This is a genomic window from Jiella sonneratiae, assembly GCF_017353515.1.
Lineage (GTDB): Bacteria > Pseudomonadota > Alphaproteobacteria > Rhizobiales > Rhizobiaceae > Jiella > Jiella sonneratiae.
Window position 1 is genome coordinate 359,125 of the sequence record NZ_JAFMPY010000001.1, and the last position, 17,002, is coordinate 376,126.

Sequence of the window (17,002 nt, forward strand, 5' to 3'; positions counted from 1 at the left end):
TCCTTCTTCCGGCGCGGCGGACCGGCCGCGCCCAGTCCTCAAAGCGCTCGGCGCAGCCAGGAGCCGAAGCGTCCCCCCTCCATCGCCTTTTCGATCGCCTGCGCGGCGATCGAGCGCTCCGCGAGGTATTCGCGATGCGCCACCTGCGGGTAGATCAACAGGCCGACGGAGGTCGAAAAGCCCGGCCCCTTGCTCGACGGATTGAGACCGGTAACACCCAGCGGTCGCCCGAGCCTGACGTTGCGCTGCAGGACGGTCCGCGCCGTCTCGGCGAGGCCGGCGAGCTGGCTGGCGCCGCCGGTGAGGACGACGCGCTTTCCGATGACGTGACCGAGGCCCGAGGCGTTCAGCCGGTCGCGCACGAGCTCCAGCGTCTCCTCGACCCGGGGGCGGATGATCTTGGTGACCAGCGAGCGCTTGACGACGATCGGATGGGCGTCGCCGGTCTCGCCGAGCGGCTGCACCATGATCGGCTCGCCGCTGTCGTCGAGCAGCTCGGCGAGCGTCGAGCCGTGCATGACCTTGATCCGCTCGGCGTCCGCCGGGCTGATCGACAGGCCGCGCGCGAGGTCCATGGTGATGTTGGCGCCGCCGAGGGCGATCTGGTCGGCATAGACGAAGCGGCCGTTGTGGAAGATCGCGATGGTCGTGGCGCCCGACCCCATGTCGATGCAGGCAGACCCCATCTGGGCCTCGTCCTCGACCATGGTCGCCAGGGCGCTGGCATAGGGCGTGGCGACGAAGGCCTCGACCACCAGCTGCGCCCGGTTGATCGCCGCCTCGAGGTTGCGCAGCGGCGCGATCTCGGCGGTCAGCGCATGGAGATTGGCCGAAAGCCGCTCGCCGCTCATGCCGACGGGATTGTCGAGGCCCGAATCGTCGTCGAGCTGGATGTCGTAGACGGTCGAATGCAGGGCGATGCGGCCCTCGTCGAGGGGCATCTTCGCGGCCCTGTCGCTGACCCGCGAGAGGTCGGCGACCGAGACCTCGCCGACGACGTCGGTCTCGGCGCGGCGGCGCACGCTCTTCAGCCGGCCGGCGGTGAGCGAGACGATCAGCGATTCGACGGTCAGCCCGGCCATCCGCTCGGCCGCGTCGACGCACTGGCGGATGGCCATCTCCGCCGCGGCGATGTCGACGACGGCGCCGGCCTTGATGCCGCGCGAACGGTGATGGCCGACGCCGATCACCTCGATGGCATGGGTGCGCTCGGGCAGCATCTCGCCGGCGATGCGCGGGCGCAGCCTGGCGATCAGGCAGGAGATCTTCTCGGAGCCGACGTCGAGCACCGAGATGACGCGCGAGCGCTTCGGCGACAGCGCCTTGATCCTGGGCAGGTCGGATTTGCCGAAACCGAACACACTCATACGGGCTTGTCCTTGGCGAGGCGCTTGATCAGCTTGGCCCGCTCTTCGAGGCGCTCCTTGCGCCGCTTCAGCGAATCGTCCGTCAGCCGGACCACGACGCGATCGGAAAGCCGCATGTCGACCATCGCGATGTCGCGATCGAGCAACGTGTTCTGCCTTTCCATGCGCACGACTTCCGCCACCGCCTCGATGGGCTTTTCCTCCGGCAGGCGGATGACGACGCCGTTCTTCAGTTCGAGATCCCAGCGTCGGCCGCCGACCCGAATGTAGGCCCTCACCCTTGCGCGAAGCTCGGGATAGGCCTCCATGTCGTCGATAATGCCGGCCGCAGAGCCTGCGGCGCCGGTGCCGACGACGACCGGCAGCGCATCGAAGCGGCCCGGCAGGTATGGGACGATCTTCTTGCCCTCGCGGTTGACCACGAAGAAGGCGCCGTCGCTCTGCCAGATCGCGTAGGGACGATGCTCGTCCAGATTGATCTCCACCCTGTCCGGGAAGATCTTCGAGACCGAGGCGCGGTCGATCCACGGCATCGCCTCGAGGGTCTGGCGGGCCGCCGTCGGATCGAGGGAGAGGAGCGTCTGCGAGCCGGTCTGCCAGAGCGCCTGGAGGACGTCGATCTCCGAGGTCTCGCTGTTGCCGTGAACCGCCACCTTGTCGATCGCAAAGCCGAGGGGCTGGCCGAAGCCGTCGAGCACCTCGCCGGTATGCCCGCCGACGACGACGCCGTAGACGACGGCGCTGCCGACGACCGCGAAGGCGACGGCGCCGAAGCGCGGCAGCGAGAGCTGCGAGGCGCTCGCCGTCAGCGCCTGCAGGCGGCGGCTCGTGCGGCCGAAGAGCAGCGCCAGCCGCCCAGGGCCGCGGTCGAGCAGGATGTCGGAGCGGGGGCTCAGCGGCCGCATGAGGCGTCCTCCACCATCCAGGCGATCAGGTCGTCGAAGCCGTGGCCGGCGGCGCGGGCGATGTCGGGAACGAGCGAGGTGGGGGTCATGCCGGGCTGGGTGTTGACCTCCAGCCAGACGAGTTCGCCGCCCTCGCCGAAGCGGTCGTCGTAGCGGAAGTCGGAGCGGGTCACGCCGCGGCAGCCCATCGCCTTGTGGGCGGCGAGCGAATGCTCCTGGACGAGGCGGGCGACGCGCTTCGGCAGTTCCGCCGGCACGACGTGCCGCGAGCCGCCGGGCAGGTATTTCGAATCGTAGTCGTAGAAGGCGTGGCCTTCCGGCACGATCTCGCAGACGTCGAGGGCGACGTCGCCCATGACGGCGCAGGTCAGCTCGCGCCCGGCGACGTAGCGCTCGACCATGACGGTATCGCCATAGGGCCAGTCCGCCGAATAGAGCTGCTGCGGCGGCGTCGACTGGTCCTCGCGGACGATCAGCACGCCGAAGCTCGAGCCCTCGGCGACCGGCTTGATGACGTAGGGCGGCGGCATGACGTGGGCGGGCGCCGCATCGAGCCGGTGCAGCACCTTCGCCTCGGCGACGGGAACGCCGGCGGCCCTGGCGACGATCTTCGCCCGCTGCTTGTGCATCGACAGTGCCGAAGCGAGGACGCCGGAATGGGTGTAGGGGATCTTCAGATATTCGAGGATGCCCTGGATCGTGCCGTCCTCGCCGAACGGACCGTGCAGCGCGTTGAAGGCGACGTCCGGCGACAGTTCGGCGAGCTTCGCCGCGACGTCGCGCCCGACGTCGAGGCGCGTGACGCGGTGGCCGAGCCGCTCGATGGCGCCGGCGCAGGCATCGCCCGAGGAGAGGCTGACCGGCCGCTCCGACGACAATCCGCCCATGAGGACCGCCACATGCTTAGCCATCGCACCCGCTATCCGAGATTAACAAAGGGTTTGAATCAATCTTTCGCAGATCGATGGTTAAGCGACGGTTAACCGACTGTGGCGAAAGCAAGAAATTTGAAAGGGTATCGGCCGGAGGGGCGCGCGGCGGGCGCGTCCCCGCGCCGAACGCCGGCGTCCCGCGGACAAGGCCGGCCTGCGGACCCGCCGCCCGGGAGGCTGTCTCGATCTTCGCTTCCGGGGCGATTTCGCCCCTTGCGAAACGGCAGCCGTATCAGTAGGTAGAGCGCCGGTGAGGCCTCGTGGCGGAGTGGTTACGCAGAGGACTGCAAATCCTTGCACGCCGGTTCGATTCCGGCCGAGGCCTCCAAATTCTTCGACAGCGACTGCGCGACGATGCCCGCAAGGCTCGGTGACGACCGGCGGGGATGCCGGCCCGGCAGCGCCCGGGCGTTATTCAGGCGCAGGGCGCCCCTTATCCTGGCAATCGCCGCGCGAGTCACCACATCCTTCGTCGCAACGGCCGGGCCGATTGTGAACAAGGGGCTTTTGGTCTATTCAGCCGCACGATGGGCGCCCGCCCCGGGTCGATTCCCGCCCGGCCGGTGGCGCTTTACCACGATAGAGTATTTCTGATGACACGTCGCCGCCGCATCTATGAAGGCAAAGGCAAGATTCTTTACGAAGGCCCCGAACCCGGCACTCTCGTCCAGTTCTTCAAGGACGACGCCACCGCCTTCAACAAGAAGAAGCACGAGATCGTCGACGGCAAAGGCGTACTCAACAACCGCATCTCGGAATACATCTTCTCGCATCTGAACAAGATGGGGATCCCGACGCACTTCATCCGGCGGCTCAACATGCGCGAGCAGCTGATCAAGGAGGTCGAGATCATCCCGCTCGAGGTGGTGGTGCGCAACGTCGCCGCCGGCTCGCTGGCCAAGCGCCTCGGCATCGAGGAAGGCACGGTGCTGCCGCGCTCGATCATCGAGTTCTACTACAAGGCCGACGCGCTCGACGATCCGCTGGTCTCCGAGGAGCACATCACCGCCTTCGGCTGGGCGAGCCCGCAGGAAATCGACGATATCATGGCCCTGGCGATCCGGGTCAACGACTTCCTCTCCGGCCTGTTCCTCGGCGTCGGCATCCAGCTCGTCGACTTCAAGATCGAGACCGGCCGTCTCTTCGAGGGCGACATGATGCGGATCGTCGTCGCCGACGAGATCTCGCCGGATTCGTGCCGGCTGTGGGACGTCCAGACCAACGACAAGCTGGACAAGGACCGCTTCCGCCGCGACATGGGCGGCCTCGTCGAGGCCTATCAGGAGGTGGCCCGCCGCCTCGGCATCATGAACGAGAACGAGCCGCCCCGCCCTTCCGGGCCGGTGCTGGTCAAGTGAAGCGGCGAAGGCCCGTGAAGCAGCCGGCACCGGCTTTGAAGTTGGTATATTCCAGGGACCGCCGCGGTCCGGCGAAAAAGGACGCATGACGAAGCTCCCATGATCAAGGCCCGCATCATCGTCACGTTGAAGACCGGCGTCCTCGACCCGCAGGGCAAGGCGATCGAATCCGCCCTCGGCAATCTCGGCATCGACGGGGTCGGCGCCGTTCGCCAGGGCAAGGTCTTCGACGTGACCCTCGAAGGCGACGACGCGGCGGGCGCCAGGGCCAAGCTCGACGCCATGTGCGAGCAGCTTCTCGCCAACACAGTGATCGAGAACTATTCCGTCGAGATCGCCTAAAGGACGTTCCGATGAAAACCGCCGTCGTCCTTCTTCCCGGCCTCAACCGCGACCGCGACATGATCGCGGCTTTGACGACCATCACCGGCAAGGCGCCGCAGACCGTCTGGCAGACGGAGACGACGCTTCCCGACGTCGACCTCGTCGTCGTGCCCGGCGGCTTCTCCTTCGGCGACTATCTGCGCTGCGGCGCCATCGCAGCCCGCTCGCCGGTGATGCGCGCCGTCGCCGCGGCGGCCGAAAAGGGCGTTCCGGTGCTCGGCGTCTGCAACGGCTTCCAGATCCTCTGCGAGGCGGGTCTTCTCCCCGGCGCGCTGATGCGCAACGCCGCGCTGCGCTTCGTCTGCCGCGAGGTGAAGCTCGAAGTGGTCAATGCCGAAACGCGCTTCACCGGCGCCTATCGGCAGGGCCAGGTCATCCGCTGCCCGGTCGCCCATCACGACGGAAACTATTTCGCCGACGCGGCGACGTTGAAACGGCTTCAGGACGAGGGGCGGATCGTCTTCCGCTATGCCGAGGGCACCAATCCGAACGGCGCGATCGCCGACATCGCCGGCATCGTCAACGAGGCCGGCAACGTCCTCGGCATGATGCCGCATCCGGAGAACCTCGTCGAAGCGGAGCATGGCGGCACCGACGGCCGCGGCATCTTCGAGAGCGTCCTCGGCATGTCGCCGAGTCTTGCGGCCTGAGACCTTCCCCATGCCTTTCCACCCCGGCCGCGCAACCGTCGCGCTCGTCTTCCTCGCGGCGCTCAGCGCCTGTGCCGGGCGCCCCGGCGCGACCGCAGGAAAAGCCGCCGACACCGGTCTCGACCGGATGGAACGGCTGACGCTCAACGCCAATCGCTGCTGGTTCAAGTCGAAGGACCCGGCCTTTTCCGCCTATTCCCTGGCGCCGGAACTCTCCTCCTTCTCGGGCCGCCCGCGCTTTCTCCTGGTGCCGAAGGGCAAGCCCGAGGCCCGGCCGCTCCTCGTCGTCGAGGGCCGCAGCGGTTCGGCGTCCGTCGACACCTACGGTTCTTTGACGGGTCAGCCGGTCGGCGCCCGCATTGCCGCCGACGTCGCGCGCTGGTCCGCCGGCGACGACGGCTGTTCCGCCTGAGGCGCCATGATCCGGCAGGCACTCCACGCCGCGGCGATCCTGACGTTGTTGACCGCATCCGGCTGCGCCGGCAGCGATTCCGCGCGGGCGCTGTCGCTCTCGCCGGCACCGTTACCGGGAACACCGGAAACACCGCTGGCAACGCCTGCGGCATCGGCCCAAGCTGATGCCGGAACCGGCCTGTCCGGCCCCACGAGCGACGCCGCACCGGCGGCGGAGCCGTTTCAAACAGCCAGCATCGAAGCGCGGCCCTCGGCGGCGGAGATCACCTATGCCAACGCCACCGCCGCCGGCATCTTCCGCCGCCGCAAGGCCGAACGCGCGACGACCTTTCTCCCGGCCGGCACGGTGGACGGCTACGGCCTCTGCCTGCGTGCGCCGGCGCGGAGCGGCAAGGGCTACGATTACGCCCTCATCCTCCTGCAGAACCGCCTGAGCGGCGGCGCCATCAGCCAGGTGGACGACGAGACGCCTGTGATGCGGCGGCCGGCGGACGCCGCCCCCTGCGCGAGGGCGTCGCTCGGCTGGACCAGAGCCGGCTGACCGCGTCGTCCACACCCGGAAAGGCCAAGGGAAGCGCCGCCTTTTGCCCTCGCCCCGGGGATGCTAACAGGCACGACGTTGCCATCGCCCATCGGGACACCGCCGACATGACCGCCGAACCCGCCATCACGCCAGAGCTCGTCGCCGCCCACGGGCTGAAGCCCGACGAATACGACCGGGTGCTCTCGCTGATCGGGCGCGAGCCGACGCTGACCGAGCTCGGCATCTTCTCGGCCATGTGGAACGAGCACTGTTCGTACAAGTCCTCGAAGAAATGGCTGCGCACCCTGCCGACCAAGGGCGAACGGGTGATCCAGGGGCCCGGGGAGAATGCCGGCGTCGTCGACATCGGCGACGGGCTCTGCGTCGTGTTCAAGATGGAGAGCCACAACCACCCCTCCTATATCGAGCCCTATCAGGGCGCGGCGACCGGCGTCGGCGGCATCCTGCGCGACGTCTTCACCATGGGCGCCCGGCCGATCGCGGCGATGAACGCGCTCAGATTCGGCGCGCCGGACCATCCGAAGACCAGGCATCTCGTCGCCGGCGTCGTCGCCGGCGTCGGCGGCTACGGCAATTCGTTCGGGGTGCCGACCGTCGGCGGCGAGGTGAACTTTCATTCGCGCTACAACGGCAACTGCCTCGTCAACGCCTTCGCCGCCGGCCTCGCGAAGACCGACGCGATCTTCTATTCCAAGGCCGAGGGCGTCGGCCTGCCGGTGGTCTATCTCGGCGCCAAGACCGGCCGCGACGGCGTCGGCGGCGCCACCATGGCCTCGGCCGAATTCGACGAGACCATCGAGGAGAAGCGGCCGACGGTGCAGGTGGGCGATCCCTTCACCGAAAAGTGCCTGCTCGAAGCCTGTCTCGAACTCATGCAGACCGGCGCGGTCATCGCCATCCAGGACATGGGCGCCGCGGGCCTCACCTGCTCGGCGGTCGAGATGGGCGCCAAGGGCGATCTCGGCATCGAGCTCGACCTCGACGCCGTTCCGGTCCGCGAGGCGCGGATGACCGCCTACGAGATGATGCTCTCGGAGAGCCAGGAGCGGATGCTCATGGTTCTCGATCCGGACAAGCGCGCCGAGGCCGAGGCGATCTTCGTCAAATGGGGGCTCGACTTCGCCGTCGTCGGGCGCACCACCGACGACCTGCGCTTCCGCGTCCTGTGGGAGGGGCGCGAGGTCGCCGACCTGCCGATCAAGAAGCTCGGCGACGAGGCGCCGGAATACGAGCGCCCCTTCGTCGCGCCGAAGCAGAGGCCGCTGATCGACGCCGCCGAGGTTCCGGCGCCGGAGGACTGCGGCGCCGCCCTGCTCTCGCTGCTCGCCTCGCCGGATCTCTGCTCCCGGCGCTGGGTGTTCGAGCAGTACGACACGCTGATCCAGGGCAACTCGCTGCAGCGGCCGGGCGGCGACGCCGGCGTCGTGCGCGTCGACGGCCATCCGGCGAAGGCTCTCGCCTTCTCCTCCGACGTGACGCCCCGCTATTGCGAGGCCGACCCTTATCGAGGCGGGGCGCAGGCCGTCGCCGAATGCTGGCGTAACCTCACCGCCGTCGGCGCCGAGCCCCTGGCGGCGACCGACAACCTGAATTTCGGCAATCCGGAAAAGCCCGAGCTGATGGGCCAGTTCGTCAAGGCCGTCGAGGGCATCGGCGCCGCCTGCACGGCCCTCGCCTTCCCGATCGTCTCCGGCAACGTCTCGCTCTACAACGAGACGCAGGGACAGGCGATCCTGCCGACCCCGACCATCGGCGGCGTCGGGCTGATCGAAGACCGGACGAAGACCGCGCGGGTCGATTCGCTGAAGGCGGGCGACGTCCTCTTCCTCGTCGGCCGCGACGGCGGCCATCTCGGCGCCTCCGCCTATCTCGCCACCATCGAAGGCCGGGAGGAAGGCGCGCCGCCGCCGGTCGATCTTTCCGAGGAAAGGCGCCACGGCGACTTCGTCCGAGGCTTCATCCGTGCCGGCACGATCAGAACCTGCCACGATCTCTCCGACGGCGGCCTCGCCGTGGCGCTGGCCGAGACCTGCATGGCCTCTTGCGTCGGCGCAGCGATCGAGGCCGGCGACGGGCCGGACCATGCCATCCTCTTCGGCGAGGACCAGGCGCGTTACCTCGTCGCGCTTGGCGAGGCGGATACCGCAGGCTTCGAAGCGGCGGCGCGGCAGGCCGGCGTGCCGCTTCGTCGGCTCGGCGTCGCCGGCGGCGAGCGCCTGACGATTGCCGGACGCCTCGACCTGACGGTGCGGGCGATGACCGTCGCCCATGAGAGCTGGCTGCCGAGCTACATGTCCGGCTCGCTGGTCGAGGCCCCCGCCGCCGCCTGAGACGCTCGGCGCGCCTGCGGACCATATCGGACGCCGATTGCCGGGAGACTCCCCGGCCTCTATCATCGCGCTTCGACCGACCTCGCTCCCGCTGCGGAATGCGGCAGGTGCCGCGCCTTCGAGGGGCGATGCGAAGACAAAGAGAGCGGGACCCGCAGGGCCCCCGCCGAGCAAAGCCGGAGACGACGATGCCGATGAATGCCCGAGACATCGAACGGATGATCAAGGACGAGATTCCCGATGCCGTCGTCTCGATCCGCGATCTCGCCGGCGACGGCGACCACTATGCGGCGGAAATCGTCTCCGAGAGCTTCCGCGGCAAGTCCCGCGTGCAGCAGCATCAGATGGTCTACAAAGCCCTGCGCGGCAACATGGGTGGCGAGCTGCACGCTCTTGCGCTGCAGACCAGCGCACCTAAGTAGGCGCCATGAGTGAGCCGGACACGGTTGCGAGCCACACTTTGGAATATCTGCGGCGGCTTGACCGTCGGCAGTCGGAGTTCAGCGGGCTGCTCCTTCGCCAACAGCAATTGATCGGCCGGTTGGAGCGCACGATGCGGGAGGGTCTCGTGTCCGTGCAGCGCGACTTGTCGGAAATCAAGGGCGACATCGCTCTTCTCGAAAATCGGATTCTCAATCGCTTGAACGTCGAAATGGAGTTGTCGGACAGGCTCGGTCGCCTTGAGCGACGCGAGACCACCGACGCGGACGAGATGGCGCATACCCCCAAGGAGTAAGAAATGGACAGCATCAACGAGTGGATCGACAGCGAGGTGAAGTCCAACGACGTCGTCCTGTTCATGAAGGGCACGCCGTCCTTCCCGCAATGCGGCTTCTCGGGACAGGTCGTCCAGATCCTCGACTACCTCGGCGTCGAGTACAAGGGCGTCAACGTCCTGACGTCCGACGAGCTGCGCCAGGGCATCAAGGCCTATTCCGAATGGCCGACGATCCCGCAGCTCTACGTCAAGGGCGAATTCGTCGGCGGCTGCGACATCGTGCGCGAGATGTTCCAGGCGAACGAGCTGAAGGGCTTCTTCGAGGAGAACGGCGTTTCGACCAGCCAGGCCGCCGCTGCCAACGGCTGACCCTGCCCTGCAAAGGGCCGCGGCATGTCGCCAAGACCGGTCATTCCGGGCCACAGCTGCGCTCGTATCGCTGATCTGAACGGCCTCGGCTTGGTGGCACCGCGCATGATGGAGGACACCCCGGCGCCTGGCTGTTTCCGGCGTCGGCTGCCACCGGCGGCACCATAGGGCCGCGTCGCACCGCATTCCTCCGGCCTGTATCACTCCGCCCCGCATCGCTCCCATGCGCCGTCAGGGCGTGGCCAGGGGCGATGCATCCGCTATGTGTCGCGGTGGACAGTTCTCGTTCGCACCCTCGCATTCCTGGCCGGCATCGGCCGTTCCGAGGGTCGCGGACGCTCCGCACAATTCGTCGCCCTCCCGCCTCGTCTCGCCCGACGCGGTGGTGGCGGCGCTTTCCGTCTCGAAAAGCCTTGAGGATTCCAATGGCTGCGCCGGCTCAGAAATCCGACACGCACGGGCTGCCCTATTGGGAGCTCGTCTTGATGGTCGCCTGCATGATGGCGATGAACGCCGCGGCGATCGACATCTTCATCCCGGCGCTGCAGGACATCGGCAGCGCCCTCGACGTCGGCGACGTCAACCAGCGGCAGTTCGTCATCACCGCCTATCTGCTCGGCTTCGGCGCCGGGCAGATCGCCTACGGCCCGCTCAGCGACCGCTACGGCCGGCGCAGGGTGCTGCTCTTCGGCATAGCCGTCTATGTGCTCGCGGCGGGCATCGCCACCTTCTCGACGACCTTCGCCATGTTGCTGACGATGCGCGCGATCCAGGGCCTCGGAGCGGCGGCGACCCGGGTCATCGCGATCTCCGTCGTGCGCGACTGCTTCGGCGGCCGGCGCATGGCGAGCGTCATGTCGCTGGTGATGATGGTGTTCATGGCGATCCCGGTGGTCGCGCCGAACATCGGCCAGGGCATCATGCTGTTCGGGAGCTGGCGCGAGATCTTCGTGATCATCTGCCTGTTCGGTGCCGGCGTCGGCATCTGGGCGGCGCTGCGCCTGCCGGAGACGCTCGCCCCACAGAACCGCCGCGAACTGACCGGCAAGCGCGTCGCCGAAGCGTTCCGCATCGTCCTGACCAACCGCGTCGCCTTCGGCTACACCGTCGCAACGGCGATGATCTTCGGCGTGCTCTTCGGTTTCATCAACCAGGCCGAACAGATCTATACCCAGGCCTACGGGCTCGGACCGTATTTCACGCTGGTCTTCTCGGCGACGGCGATCTTCATGGCGATCGCCTCCTTCGCCAATTCGCGGCTGGTGGAGCGCTTCGGCATGCGGCGCCTGTCGCACGGGGCGCTCATCGTCTTCATGGCGACGGCCCTCGTCCATCTCGTGGTGGCGTGGCTGTCGGGCGGTCAGGCGCCGCTGTGGTTCTTCATTCCGGTGATGACCTTCAACTTCTGCATCTTCGGCTTCATCGGCACGAACTTCAACGCGCTGGCCATGGATCCGCTCGGCCACGTCGCCGGCACGGCCTCGTCGGTGCTCGGCTTCATGCAGACCTTCGTCGGCGGCGTCCTCGGGGCGGTTCTCGGCTATCTCTACGACGGCACGCTGATCCCGCTGCTCTGCGGCTTCATCACCCTGTCGGTGCTGTCGACCTTCTGCGTCTTTCTCGCCGAAGGCCGGCTGTTCGAGGCGAAGTACGACGCGGTGACGGGGCCGCATCCCGAGCGCGCCAGACCGAGCGCCGCCGAGTGAGCGGGAGCGGGAGCGGCGTCAATGCCGCGGGACGATCCCGGCCGGCCGGTACTGGCCGGCCGTCGGCGTTGCTTCGCTCTCGCCGGGATCGCCCTCAGGCGTCCGAGAACAGCGCCTCGCGCGCCGCATGCCAGCTCTCTTCGCTGGCGGCGGCGATCAGCGTCCCCTCGCGATCGCGGGGCGTATAGGCCGATCCGTCGATCTTGCCGACATGGCCGCCGGCCTCCTCGGTGATCAGCGCGCCGGCCAGATGGTCCCAGGGCATCAGCTTGGAATAGACGCAGAACTGCGCGCCGCCGGATGCAAGCAGCCGGTATTCGTGGCCGGCGCAGCGATAGTTGCCGGTGACCTTGACCCGTTCGAGCCGCGGCAGCACGGCGCGTTTCAGAACCCCCGGAAAATAGGTGTAGCTGACGCAGCCGACCGCTGCCGACAAAGGCAGAGGCGGTGCGACCCGGAGCGTCGTTTCCTCGCCGGAGGGCAGCCGACGCCGCGCGCCGCCGCCTCGTTCCGCCAGCATGCAGTCGTCGCCGAGCGGGTCGTAGATCAGGCCGGCGGCGGTCTCGCCGCGCACGACCACCGACATCATCACCGCAAAGAGCGGCACGCCGGCGGCAAAGTTCGCCGTCCCGTCGACGGGGTCGACCACGACCGCGAGATCGGCCGCGTCGAGCGCATGGAGCAGCGACGGATCGGCCGCGACCGATTCTTCGCCGACGAACAGCGCGTCCGGCATGATCTCCCGGCAGCCGCGGGCGATGAAGCGTTCCGCGGCCTCGTCCGCCTCGGTCACGAGATCCGTCGCCGAGGTCTTTTCGCGGATGTCGGCCTCGGAGAGATTGCGGAAGCGCGGCAGGATTTCCCTCCGCGCCGCCTCGCGCAGGAGGTCGGCGAGGCGGGCGACGTCGATGGTGGGGGTCAAAAGTCGGGTCCTTGGGGTTCGAGCGACAGGCCCGCGAAGTCGAAGGCTTGCGGATCGACGAGGTGGCCGGGCCGGACATTGGCGAGCGCCCGCATCATGACGTTCTTGCGACCGGGATAGCGGGTCTCGATCTCGTCGAGCATCTGCTTGGTCAGATTGCGCTGCAGGCCGTCCTGGCTGCCGCAGAGGTCGCAGGGAATGATCGGAAAGCGCATCGCCTGCGCGAAGCGTTCGAGGTCGCTTTCGGCCGACTGGATCAGCGGCCGCAGCACGAAGAGATCGCCCTCGTCGTTGACGAGCTTGGCCGGCATCGCCGAGAGGCGGCCGCCATGCAGGAGATTCATGAAAAAGGTCTCGAGGCAATCGTCGCGGTGATGGCCGAGAACCAGCGCCTCGCACCCCTCCTCCCGGGCGATGCGGTAGAGATGGCCGCGGCGGAGCCGCGAGCAGAGCGAGCAGTAGGTCGCGCCTTCCGGCAGCTTGTCGGTGACGATCGAATAGGTGTCCCGATACTCGATCCGATGGGCGATGCCGTTCCCGGTCAGCCAGTCGGGAAGCACGTTCTTGGGAAAGTTCGGCTGGCCCTGGTCGAGGTTGCAGGCGAGGAGATCGACCGGCAGCAGCCCGCGCCACTTGAGATCGTGAAGCAGCGCGAGCAGCGCGTATGAATCCTTGCCGCCGGAGATCGCCACCAGCCATCTCGCGCCCGGACGCACCATGGCGAAGCGCTCGATGGTCTCGCGCATCTCGCGCACCAGACGCTTGCGCAGCTTCTTGAACGAAACCGAGCGTGGCGCCCCGGCAAACAGCGGATGGGCGGCTTCCTCCGCCTCGCTTTCGATGGCGACGTCCGTCTCGGCAAGCGCCGGCTGATCGCGTTCGTCCAGCATCGTCGACCCCTTCTCTCTCGGCACCCGGCCTCTCTAACGGCTTCCCGGCGCGAAGGTAAGCAGGCATTTCCGCCGCCGTGACCCCGCAGGAACCGTCGGCGCCGGCCGCCGGCATCGGCTTCATGGTCGACGCCGATCTTCCCCTGCGGTATGTTTGCGGCGGCGTCTTGCCTTCCTCACGACGCGAGAACAGCGATGCCTTTTTCTCCGAAGCCGAGACCGGTGGTCGTTGACGGCGCGACGCTGGAGCTCGTCGCCTTCTACTATCCCGGCAGCAACACGCCCTGGGACGACGTCTACGACGCGCCGTTCCTCGGCAACTTCTGGCTCACGACCGTGACCATGACGGTCGGCGGGACGAGCGGCACGTTCCACACCGCCGAGGCGGCATTCCAGGCGACGAAGTGGTGGCACGACGCGGCGGCGCGCCAGGCGTTCGAGAACGCGCCGGACGGCGACGCCGCCTACCACGTCAAGCGGCAGTTGCAGCGGGACGGTGTGGCGCCGGATTACGGCTATGCCGGGCTCGGCCGCGACGGCGCGATGCGGCACGTGCTGGCGGCGAAGTTTTCAGGCAAGGACCTCGCCGACGGCCTGATCGAGACGAAGGAGGCCTATCTTCTCGAACACAACGCCAGGACCGGCCGCGACGACTATTGGAGCGACAATGCCGACGGCACGGGCAGGAACATGCTCGGCCTGATGCTGATGGCCCTGCGCAGCGATCTCGGCGGCTGCCCGGATCCGGCGCCGAACGCGCCCGTCGCCGACTTCACGCGGCAGGTGGAGAACTGAAGAGCGCTCTGCGAGGCCGATGTGGCCAAGGGATGAACGCGGAACAGCGCGCCGTTTCCCGTTCCCAGGCGCGACGCCATTGCGCGGAGGTGGCGGCTAGGTGTTGTGGGATTCGGGCTCGCGACGTCCCTCGCCCTTTTGAGGCTTGCCTCGCCGCGCTCGGCTCGCACCTCAGGATGAGAGACGTCGGACGATGCGCCGCGAGACCATCCGTGTCATGCGCTGCGAAGTCCCTCCCGCCCCTCCGCCAACGAAAAAGGCCGCCCCGGGGGGCGGCCTTTCCAAAACTTCGAACGGATCGACCGGTCGGCCGGATCAGCGCGAATAGAACTCGACGACGAGGTTCGGCTCCATCTGCACGGCGTAAGGAACGTCGTGGAGACCGGGGATGCGCTGGAAGGTCGCGACCATCTTGTGGTGGTCGACCTCGATGTAGTCCGGCACGTCGCGCTCGGCGAGCTGCGTCGCCTCGATGACGGCGACGTTCTGCTTGGACTTCTCGCGCACCTCGATCACGTCGCCCGGCTTGCAGACGTAGGACTGGATGTTGGTCCTGACGCCGTTGACGTTGACGTGGCCGTGATTGACGAACTGGCGGGCGGCGAACACCGTCGACACGAACTTGGCGCGGTAGACGATGGCGTCGAGCCGGCTCTCCAGAAGGCCGATCAGGTTCTCCGAGGTATCGCCCTTGCGGCGGGCGGCCTCGTCGTAGATCTTGCGGAACTGCTTCTCGCGGATGTCGCCGTAATAGCCCTTGAGCTTCTGCTTGGCCCTGAGCTGCAGGCCGAAGTCGCTCATCTTGCCCTTGCGGCGCTGGCCGTGCTGGCCGGGGCCGTACTGGCGGCGATTCACCGGGGACTTGGGACGCCCCCAGATGTTTTCGCCCATGCGGCGATCGATCTTGTATTTCGCGGATGTGCGCTTGGTCATCGCATTTCCTTTTGGCGAAGAACGAAGGCCCGTGGATCGCCACGGGCCGGCAAGGAAACGCGCCCTCCTCTGCCCTCGACGGGCCGACAGAATGGCGTTAGCACAGACCGACACCACTCGCGGGACACGTTGAAAACCGGCCGGAGCGGTGCTCCAGCCGGCTGGCGGGGTTGCTATCGCAGGGTCGCCGGCATGTCAACTCGGCGACGGGACTTTCGGCTGCCGGGTCAGTATTTGGCGATCACCCACACGGCATGGACGATCCCCGGAATGTAGCCGAGCAGCGTCAGCAGCAGGTTGATCCAGAACTGCTTGCCGAGGCCGACCTGCAGGAAGACGCCCAGCGGCGGCAGGATGATGGCAATGATGATGCGGACGAGATCCATGGATGGCGGGCTCCGTTGACGAAGGTTGTCCCGTTAACGTGAACGGCCGGCGGGCGTTCCGCCCGATCCCGAGGGCGTCCGCCCGCGAAAAAGTCGCGCTTTTGCCATGTCCGGCGGCAATCAAGGGCATCGGGGCGCTTCCAGACCCGAGAATCTGCCCCCACGAGGAGATGGGCATGAAGATCGAGAAGCGATCGTTCCACATGGCGGCCCTGGCCGCCGGTCTTTCAGTGGCGGCTGCCGGAGCGGCGCAGGCGGCCCCCGACTATTTCGCGCGCTTCGACGGGGCGTGGCACGGCGGCGGCAGCGTCAGGGTGCGGCAACTGCCCTCGGCCGTCGACGTGTCCTGCGACATGGCCGGCAGCCGGCGCGGCCGCGAGGCCTTCACCCTCGGCGGCGACTGCCGGGCCATGCTGTTCATGCGCCGGCAGATCGCCGCGACGCTGCGCTACGATCCGAAGGCGAAGCTCTACACCGGCACCTACACCGGATCGACCAGCGGCCCGGCGACGCTCTCCGGCCGGCTGAAGGGCGACACGCTCGACCTCAAGGTGACCTGGGCCAGGAAGATCTATGACGACGACTTCGCCCGCATGCTGATCAAAAATACCGGCCGCGGCGCCTTCACCATGCAGGTGGTCGAGAAGATCGGCGGCAAGAGCGTCGTCGTCTCCGACCTCGCCTTCCGCGGAAAGTGACCCGCAGAAGCTTGCGGAAGAGACATCCGGCAGGCTGCCGCCGGCCGGCAGAGCGGCGGCGCCGGGCGTTGTCCGCGCCCGGCGCCGCTGGCGGGCCGGCGTCCTGCCGGCCCCACCGCCGATTCCGTCACTGCCGGCAGACGGGGCTCGACGCGATCGCCAGATCGGTCTGCCAGGCATTCTCCTGGCCGAGGGTCGCGTCGCCCGGCACCAGCGTGTTGCCGTTGCGCGCCATGGAACTGGCCTTCGGATAGTGGGAATAGTGCGCTTCGACGTTTTCGCAGCGCGGCTGGGCGGCCGTCGTCTCGTCGCCGGCATAGCCGTAGCTCATCGGTGCGGAGCGAAGCGTCGTCATCCGATGATGACCGGCGGCCATCGCGGGAAGCGCAGTCAGCCCGAGGACGGCACCGGCCGAGAGGACGAGCGCGAATTTCGAGATGTTGCGAGACATGGTCTTCTCCTTTCGGCGTGAGCGGGAAACGCCGCTCGAAGAAGAACCTAGGACCTCGACATTGCCGTTTGCGGGACGGGAGATTGTCGTTTCGTCACGTTGCATCGCAGGCGCGTGCAGCCGCTTGTGGCGGCACCGGACGCCGTCCTCGATGCGCCGCATCCGGAGACCTGGAGGGCATTCCGCCCGCCGGGCCGGGCGCTGCGCGGGCATGCCCCCCGCAACGTTGTAACCGGCTTTCGGAGAGGAT

20 protein-coding genes and 1 tRNA gene are annotated in these 17,002 nt (G+C 67.7%); 13 read left to right on the forward strand and 8 right to left on the reverse strand.

The genetic code is table 11. The features are described from left to right. Positions 1–38 precede the first annotated feature (38 nt). From ftsA to J1C47_RS01550, 3 genes are read right to left on the reverse strand one after another with little or no spacing between them, the layout of a single operon-like run. A complete protein-coding gene (gene ftsA, locus J1C47_RS01540) occupies positions 39–1,367 on the reverse strand; it encodes a cell division protein FtsA (protein WP_207348948.1) in 1,329 nt (442 codons plus the stop codon). Beyond that, the gene (locus J1C47_RS01545; protein WP_207348949.1) at positions 1,364–2,272 is read right to left on the reverse strand and encodes a cell division protein FtsQ/DivIB; all 909 of its coding nucleotides are present in this window, start codon (positions 2,270–2,272) and stop codon (positions 1,364–1,366) included. Before J1C47_RS01545 ends, ftsA begins: the two co-directional genes overlap by 4 nt. Further along, positions 2,260–3,183 (reverse strand): D-alanine--D-alanine ligase, encoded by a 924-nt coding sequence (locus J1C47_RS01550; RefSeq protein WP_207348950.1) that lies wholly within the window; start codon positions 3,181–3,183, stop codon positions 2,260–2,262. The genes J1C47_RS01545 and J1C47_RS01550 overlap by 13 nt, the downstream gene beginning before the upstream one ends. Before the next feature lie 275 nt (positions 3,184–3,458). Here J1C47_RS01550 and J1C47_RS01555 point away from each other — a divergent pair. The 11 genes from J1C47_RS01555 (at position 3,459) to J1C47_RS01605 (ending at position 11,677) form a co-directional block, all read left to right on the forward strand. After that, a tRNA-Cys gene (locus J1C47_RS01555) sits at positions 3,459–3,532 on the forward strand. A gap of 265 nt (positions 3,533–3,797) precedes the next feature. Then, a complete protein-coding gene (gene purC, locus J1C47_RS01560) occupies positions 3,798–4,562 on the forward strand; it encodes a phosphoribosylaminoimidazolesuccinocarboxamide synthase (protein ID WP_207348951.1) in 765 nt (254 codons plus the stop codon). A gap of 99 nt (positions 4,563–4,661) precedes the next feature. Further along, entirely contained in the window at positions 4,662–4,904 is a 243-nt protein-coding gene (gene purS / locus J1C47_RS01565; protein WP_207348952.1) for a phosphoribosylformylglycinamidine synthase subunit PurS, read from the forward strand. A gap of 11 nt (positions 4,905–4,915) precedes the next feature. After that, positions 4,916–5,596, forward strand: a complete 681-nt coding sequence (gene purQ, locus J1C47_RS01570; RefSeq protein WP_207348953.1) for a phosphoribosylformylglycinamidine synthase subunit PurQ — start codon at positions 4,916–4,918, stop codon at positions 5,594–5,596. 10 nt (positions 5,597–5,606) lie between these two features. Further along, positions 5,607–6,008: a hypothetical protein gene (locus tag J1C47_RS01575; RefSeq protein ID WP_245396286.1), complete on the forward strand. Its 402-nt coding sequence runs from the start codon at positions 5,607–5,609 to the stop codon at positions 6,006–6,008. 6 nt (positions 6,009–6,014) lie between these two features. Continuing rightward, positions 6,015–6,551, forward strand: a complete 537-nt coding sequence (locus J1C47_RS01580; protein ID WP_207348954.1) for a hypothetical protein — start codon at positions 6,015–6,017, stop codon at positions 6,549–6,551. A 107-nt stretch (positions 6,552–6,658) separates the two neighbouring features. Then, a complete protein-coding gene (gene purL / locus J1C47_RS01585; RefSeq protein ID WP_207348955.1) occupies positions 6,659–8,884 on the forward strand; it encodes a phosphoribosylformylglycinamidine synthase subunit PurL in 2,226 nt (741 codons plus the stop codon). Positions 8,885–9,072: 188 nt separating this feature from the next. Continuing rightward, complete coding sequence (locus tag J1C47_RS01590; protein ID WP_207348956.1) at positions 9,073–9,306, forward strand: BolA/IbaG family iron-sulfur metabolism protein; 234 nt, start codon at positions 9,073–9,075, stop codon at positions 9,304–9,306. 5 nt (positions 9,307–9,311) lie between these two features. Continuing rightward, on the forward strand, positions 9,312–9,620 hold the full coding sequence (locus J1C47_RS01595) for a hypothetical protein (protein ID WP_207348957.1): 309 nt from the start codon (positions 9,312–9,314) through the stop codon (positions 9,618–9,620). A 3-nt stretch (positions 9,621–9,623) separates the two neighbouring features. Beyond that, positions 9,624–9,971: a Grx4 family monothiol glutaredoxin gene (gene grxD / locus J1C47_RS01600; RefSeq protein ID WP_207348958.1), complete on the forward strand. Its 348-nt coding sequence runs from the start codon at positions 9,624–9,626 to the stop codon at positions 9,969–9,971. Positions 9,972–10,396: 425 nt separating this feature from the next. Then, a complete protein-coding gene (locus tag J1C47_RS01605) occupies positions 10,397–11,677 on the forward strand; it encodes a multidrug effflux MFS transporter (protein WP_207348959.1) in 1,281 nt (426 codons plus the stop codon). A gap of 94 nt (positions 11,678–11,771) precedes the next feature. Here the strand turns inward: J1C47_RS01605 and J1C47_RS01610 are convergent, their stop codons facing one another. Together J1C47_RS01610 and ttcA are read right to left on the reverse strand one after the other, a co-directional pair. Next, the gene (locus tag J1C47_RS01610; RefSeq protein WP_207348960.1) at positions 11,772–12,599 is read right to left on the reverse strand and encodes an inositol monophosphatase family protein; all 828 of its coding nucleotides are present in this window, start codon (positions 12,597–12,599) and stop codon (positions 11,772–11,774) included. Then, a complete protein-coding gene (gene ttcA, locus J1C47_RS01615) occupies positions 12,596–13,489 on the reverse strand; it encodes a tRNA 2-thiocytidine(32) synthetase TtcA (protein ID WP_207348961.1) in 894 nt (297 codons plus the stop codon). The genes J1C47_RS01610 and ttcA overlap by 4 nt, the downstream gene beginning before the upstream one ends. 222 nt (positions 13,490–13,711) lie before the next feature. Here ttcA and J1C47_RS01620 point away from each other — a divergent pair, with 222 nt between their 5' ends. Continuing rightward, positions 13,712–14,284, forward strand: a complete 573-nt coding sequence (locus J1C47_RS01620; RefSeq protein WP_207348962.1) for an NADAR domain-containing protein — start codon at positions 13,712–13,714, stop codon at positions 14,282–14,284. A gap of 315 nt (positions 14,285–14,599) precedes the next feature. Here the strand turns inward: J1C47_RS01620 and rpsD are convergent, their stop codons facing one another. Then, entirely contained in the window at positions 14,600–15,217 is a 618-nt protein-coding gene (gene rpsD, locus J1C47_RS01625) for a 30S ribosomal protein S4 (protein WP_207348963.1), read from the reverse strand. A 227-nt stretch (positions 15,218–15,444) separates the two neighbouring features. After that, complete coding sequence (locus J1C47_RS01630; RefSeq protein WP_207348964.1) at positions 15,445–15,603, reverse strand: YqaE/Pmp3 family membrane protein; 159 nt, start codon at positions 15,601–15,603, stop codon at positions 15,445–15,447. Between the two features lie 176 nt (positions 15,604–15,779). On the opposite strand from J1C47_RS01630, the gene J1C47_RS01635 reads away from it, so the two are divergent. Next, the gene (locus tag J1C47_RS01635; RefSeq protein WP_207348965.1) at positions 15,780–16,301 is read left to right on the forward strand and encodes a hypothetical protein; all 522 of its coding nucleotides are present in this window, start codon (positions 15,780–15,782) and stop codon (positions 16,299–16,301) included. A gap of 127 nt (positions 16,302–16,428) precedes the next feature. Here J1C47_RS01635 and J1C47_RS01640 read toward each other — a convergent pair whose 3' ends face one another. Further along, complete coding sequence (locus J1C47_RS01640; protein WP_207348966.1) at positions 16,429–16,752, reverse strand: hypothetical protein; 324 nt, start codon at positions 16,750–16,752, stop codon at positions 16,429–16,431. Positions 16,753–17,002 lie beyond the last annotated feature (250 nt).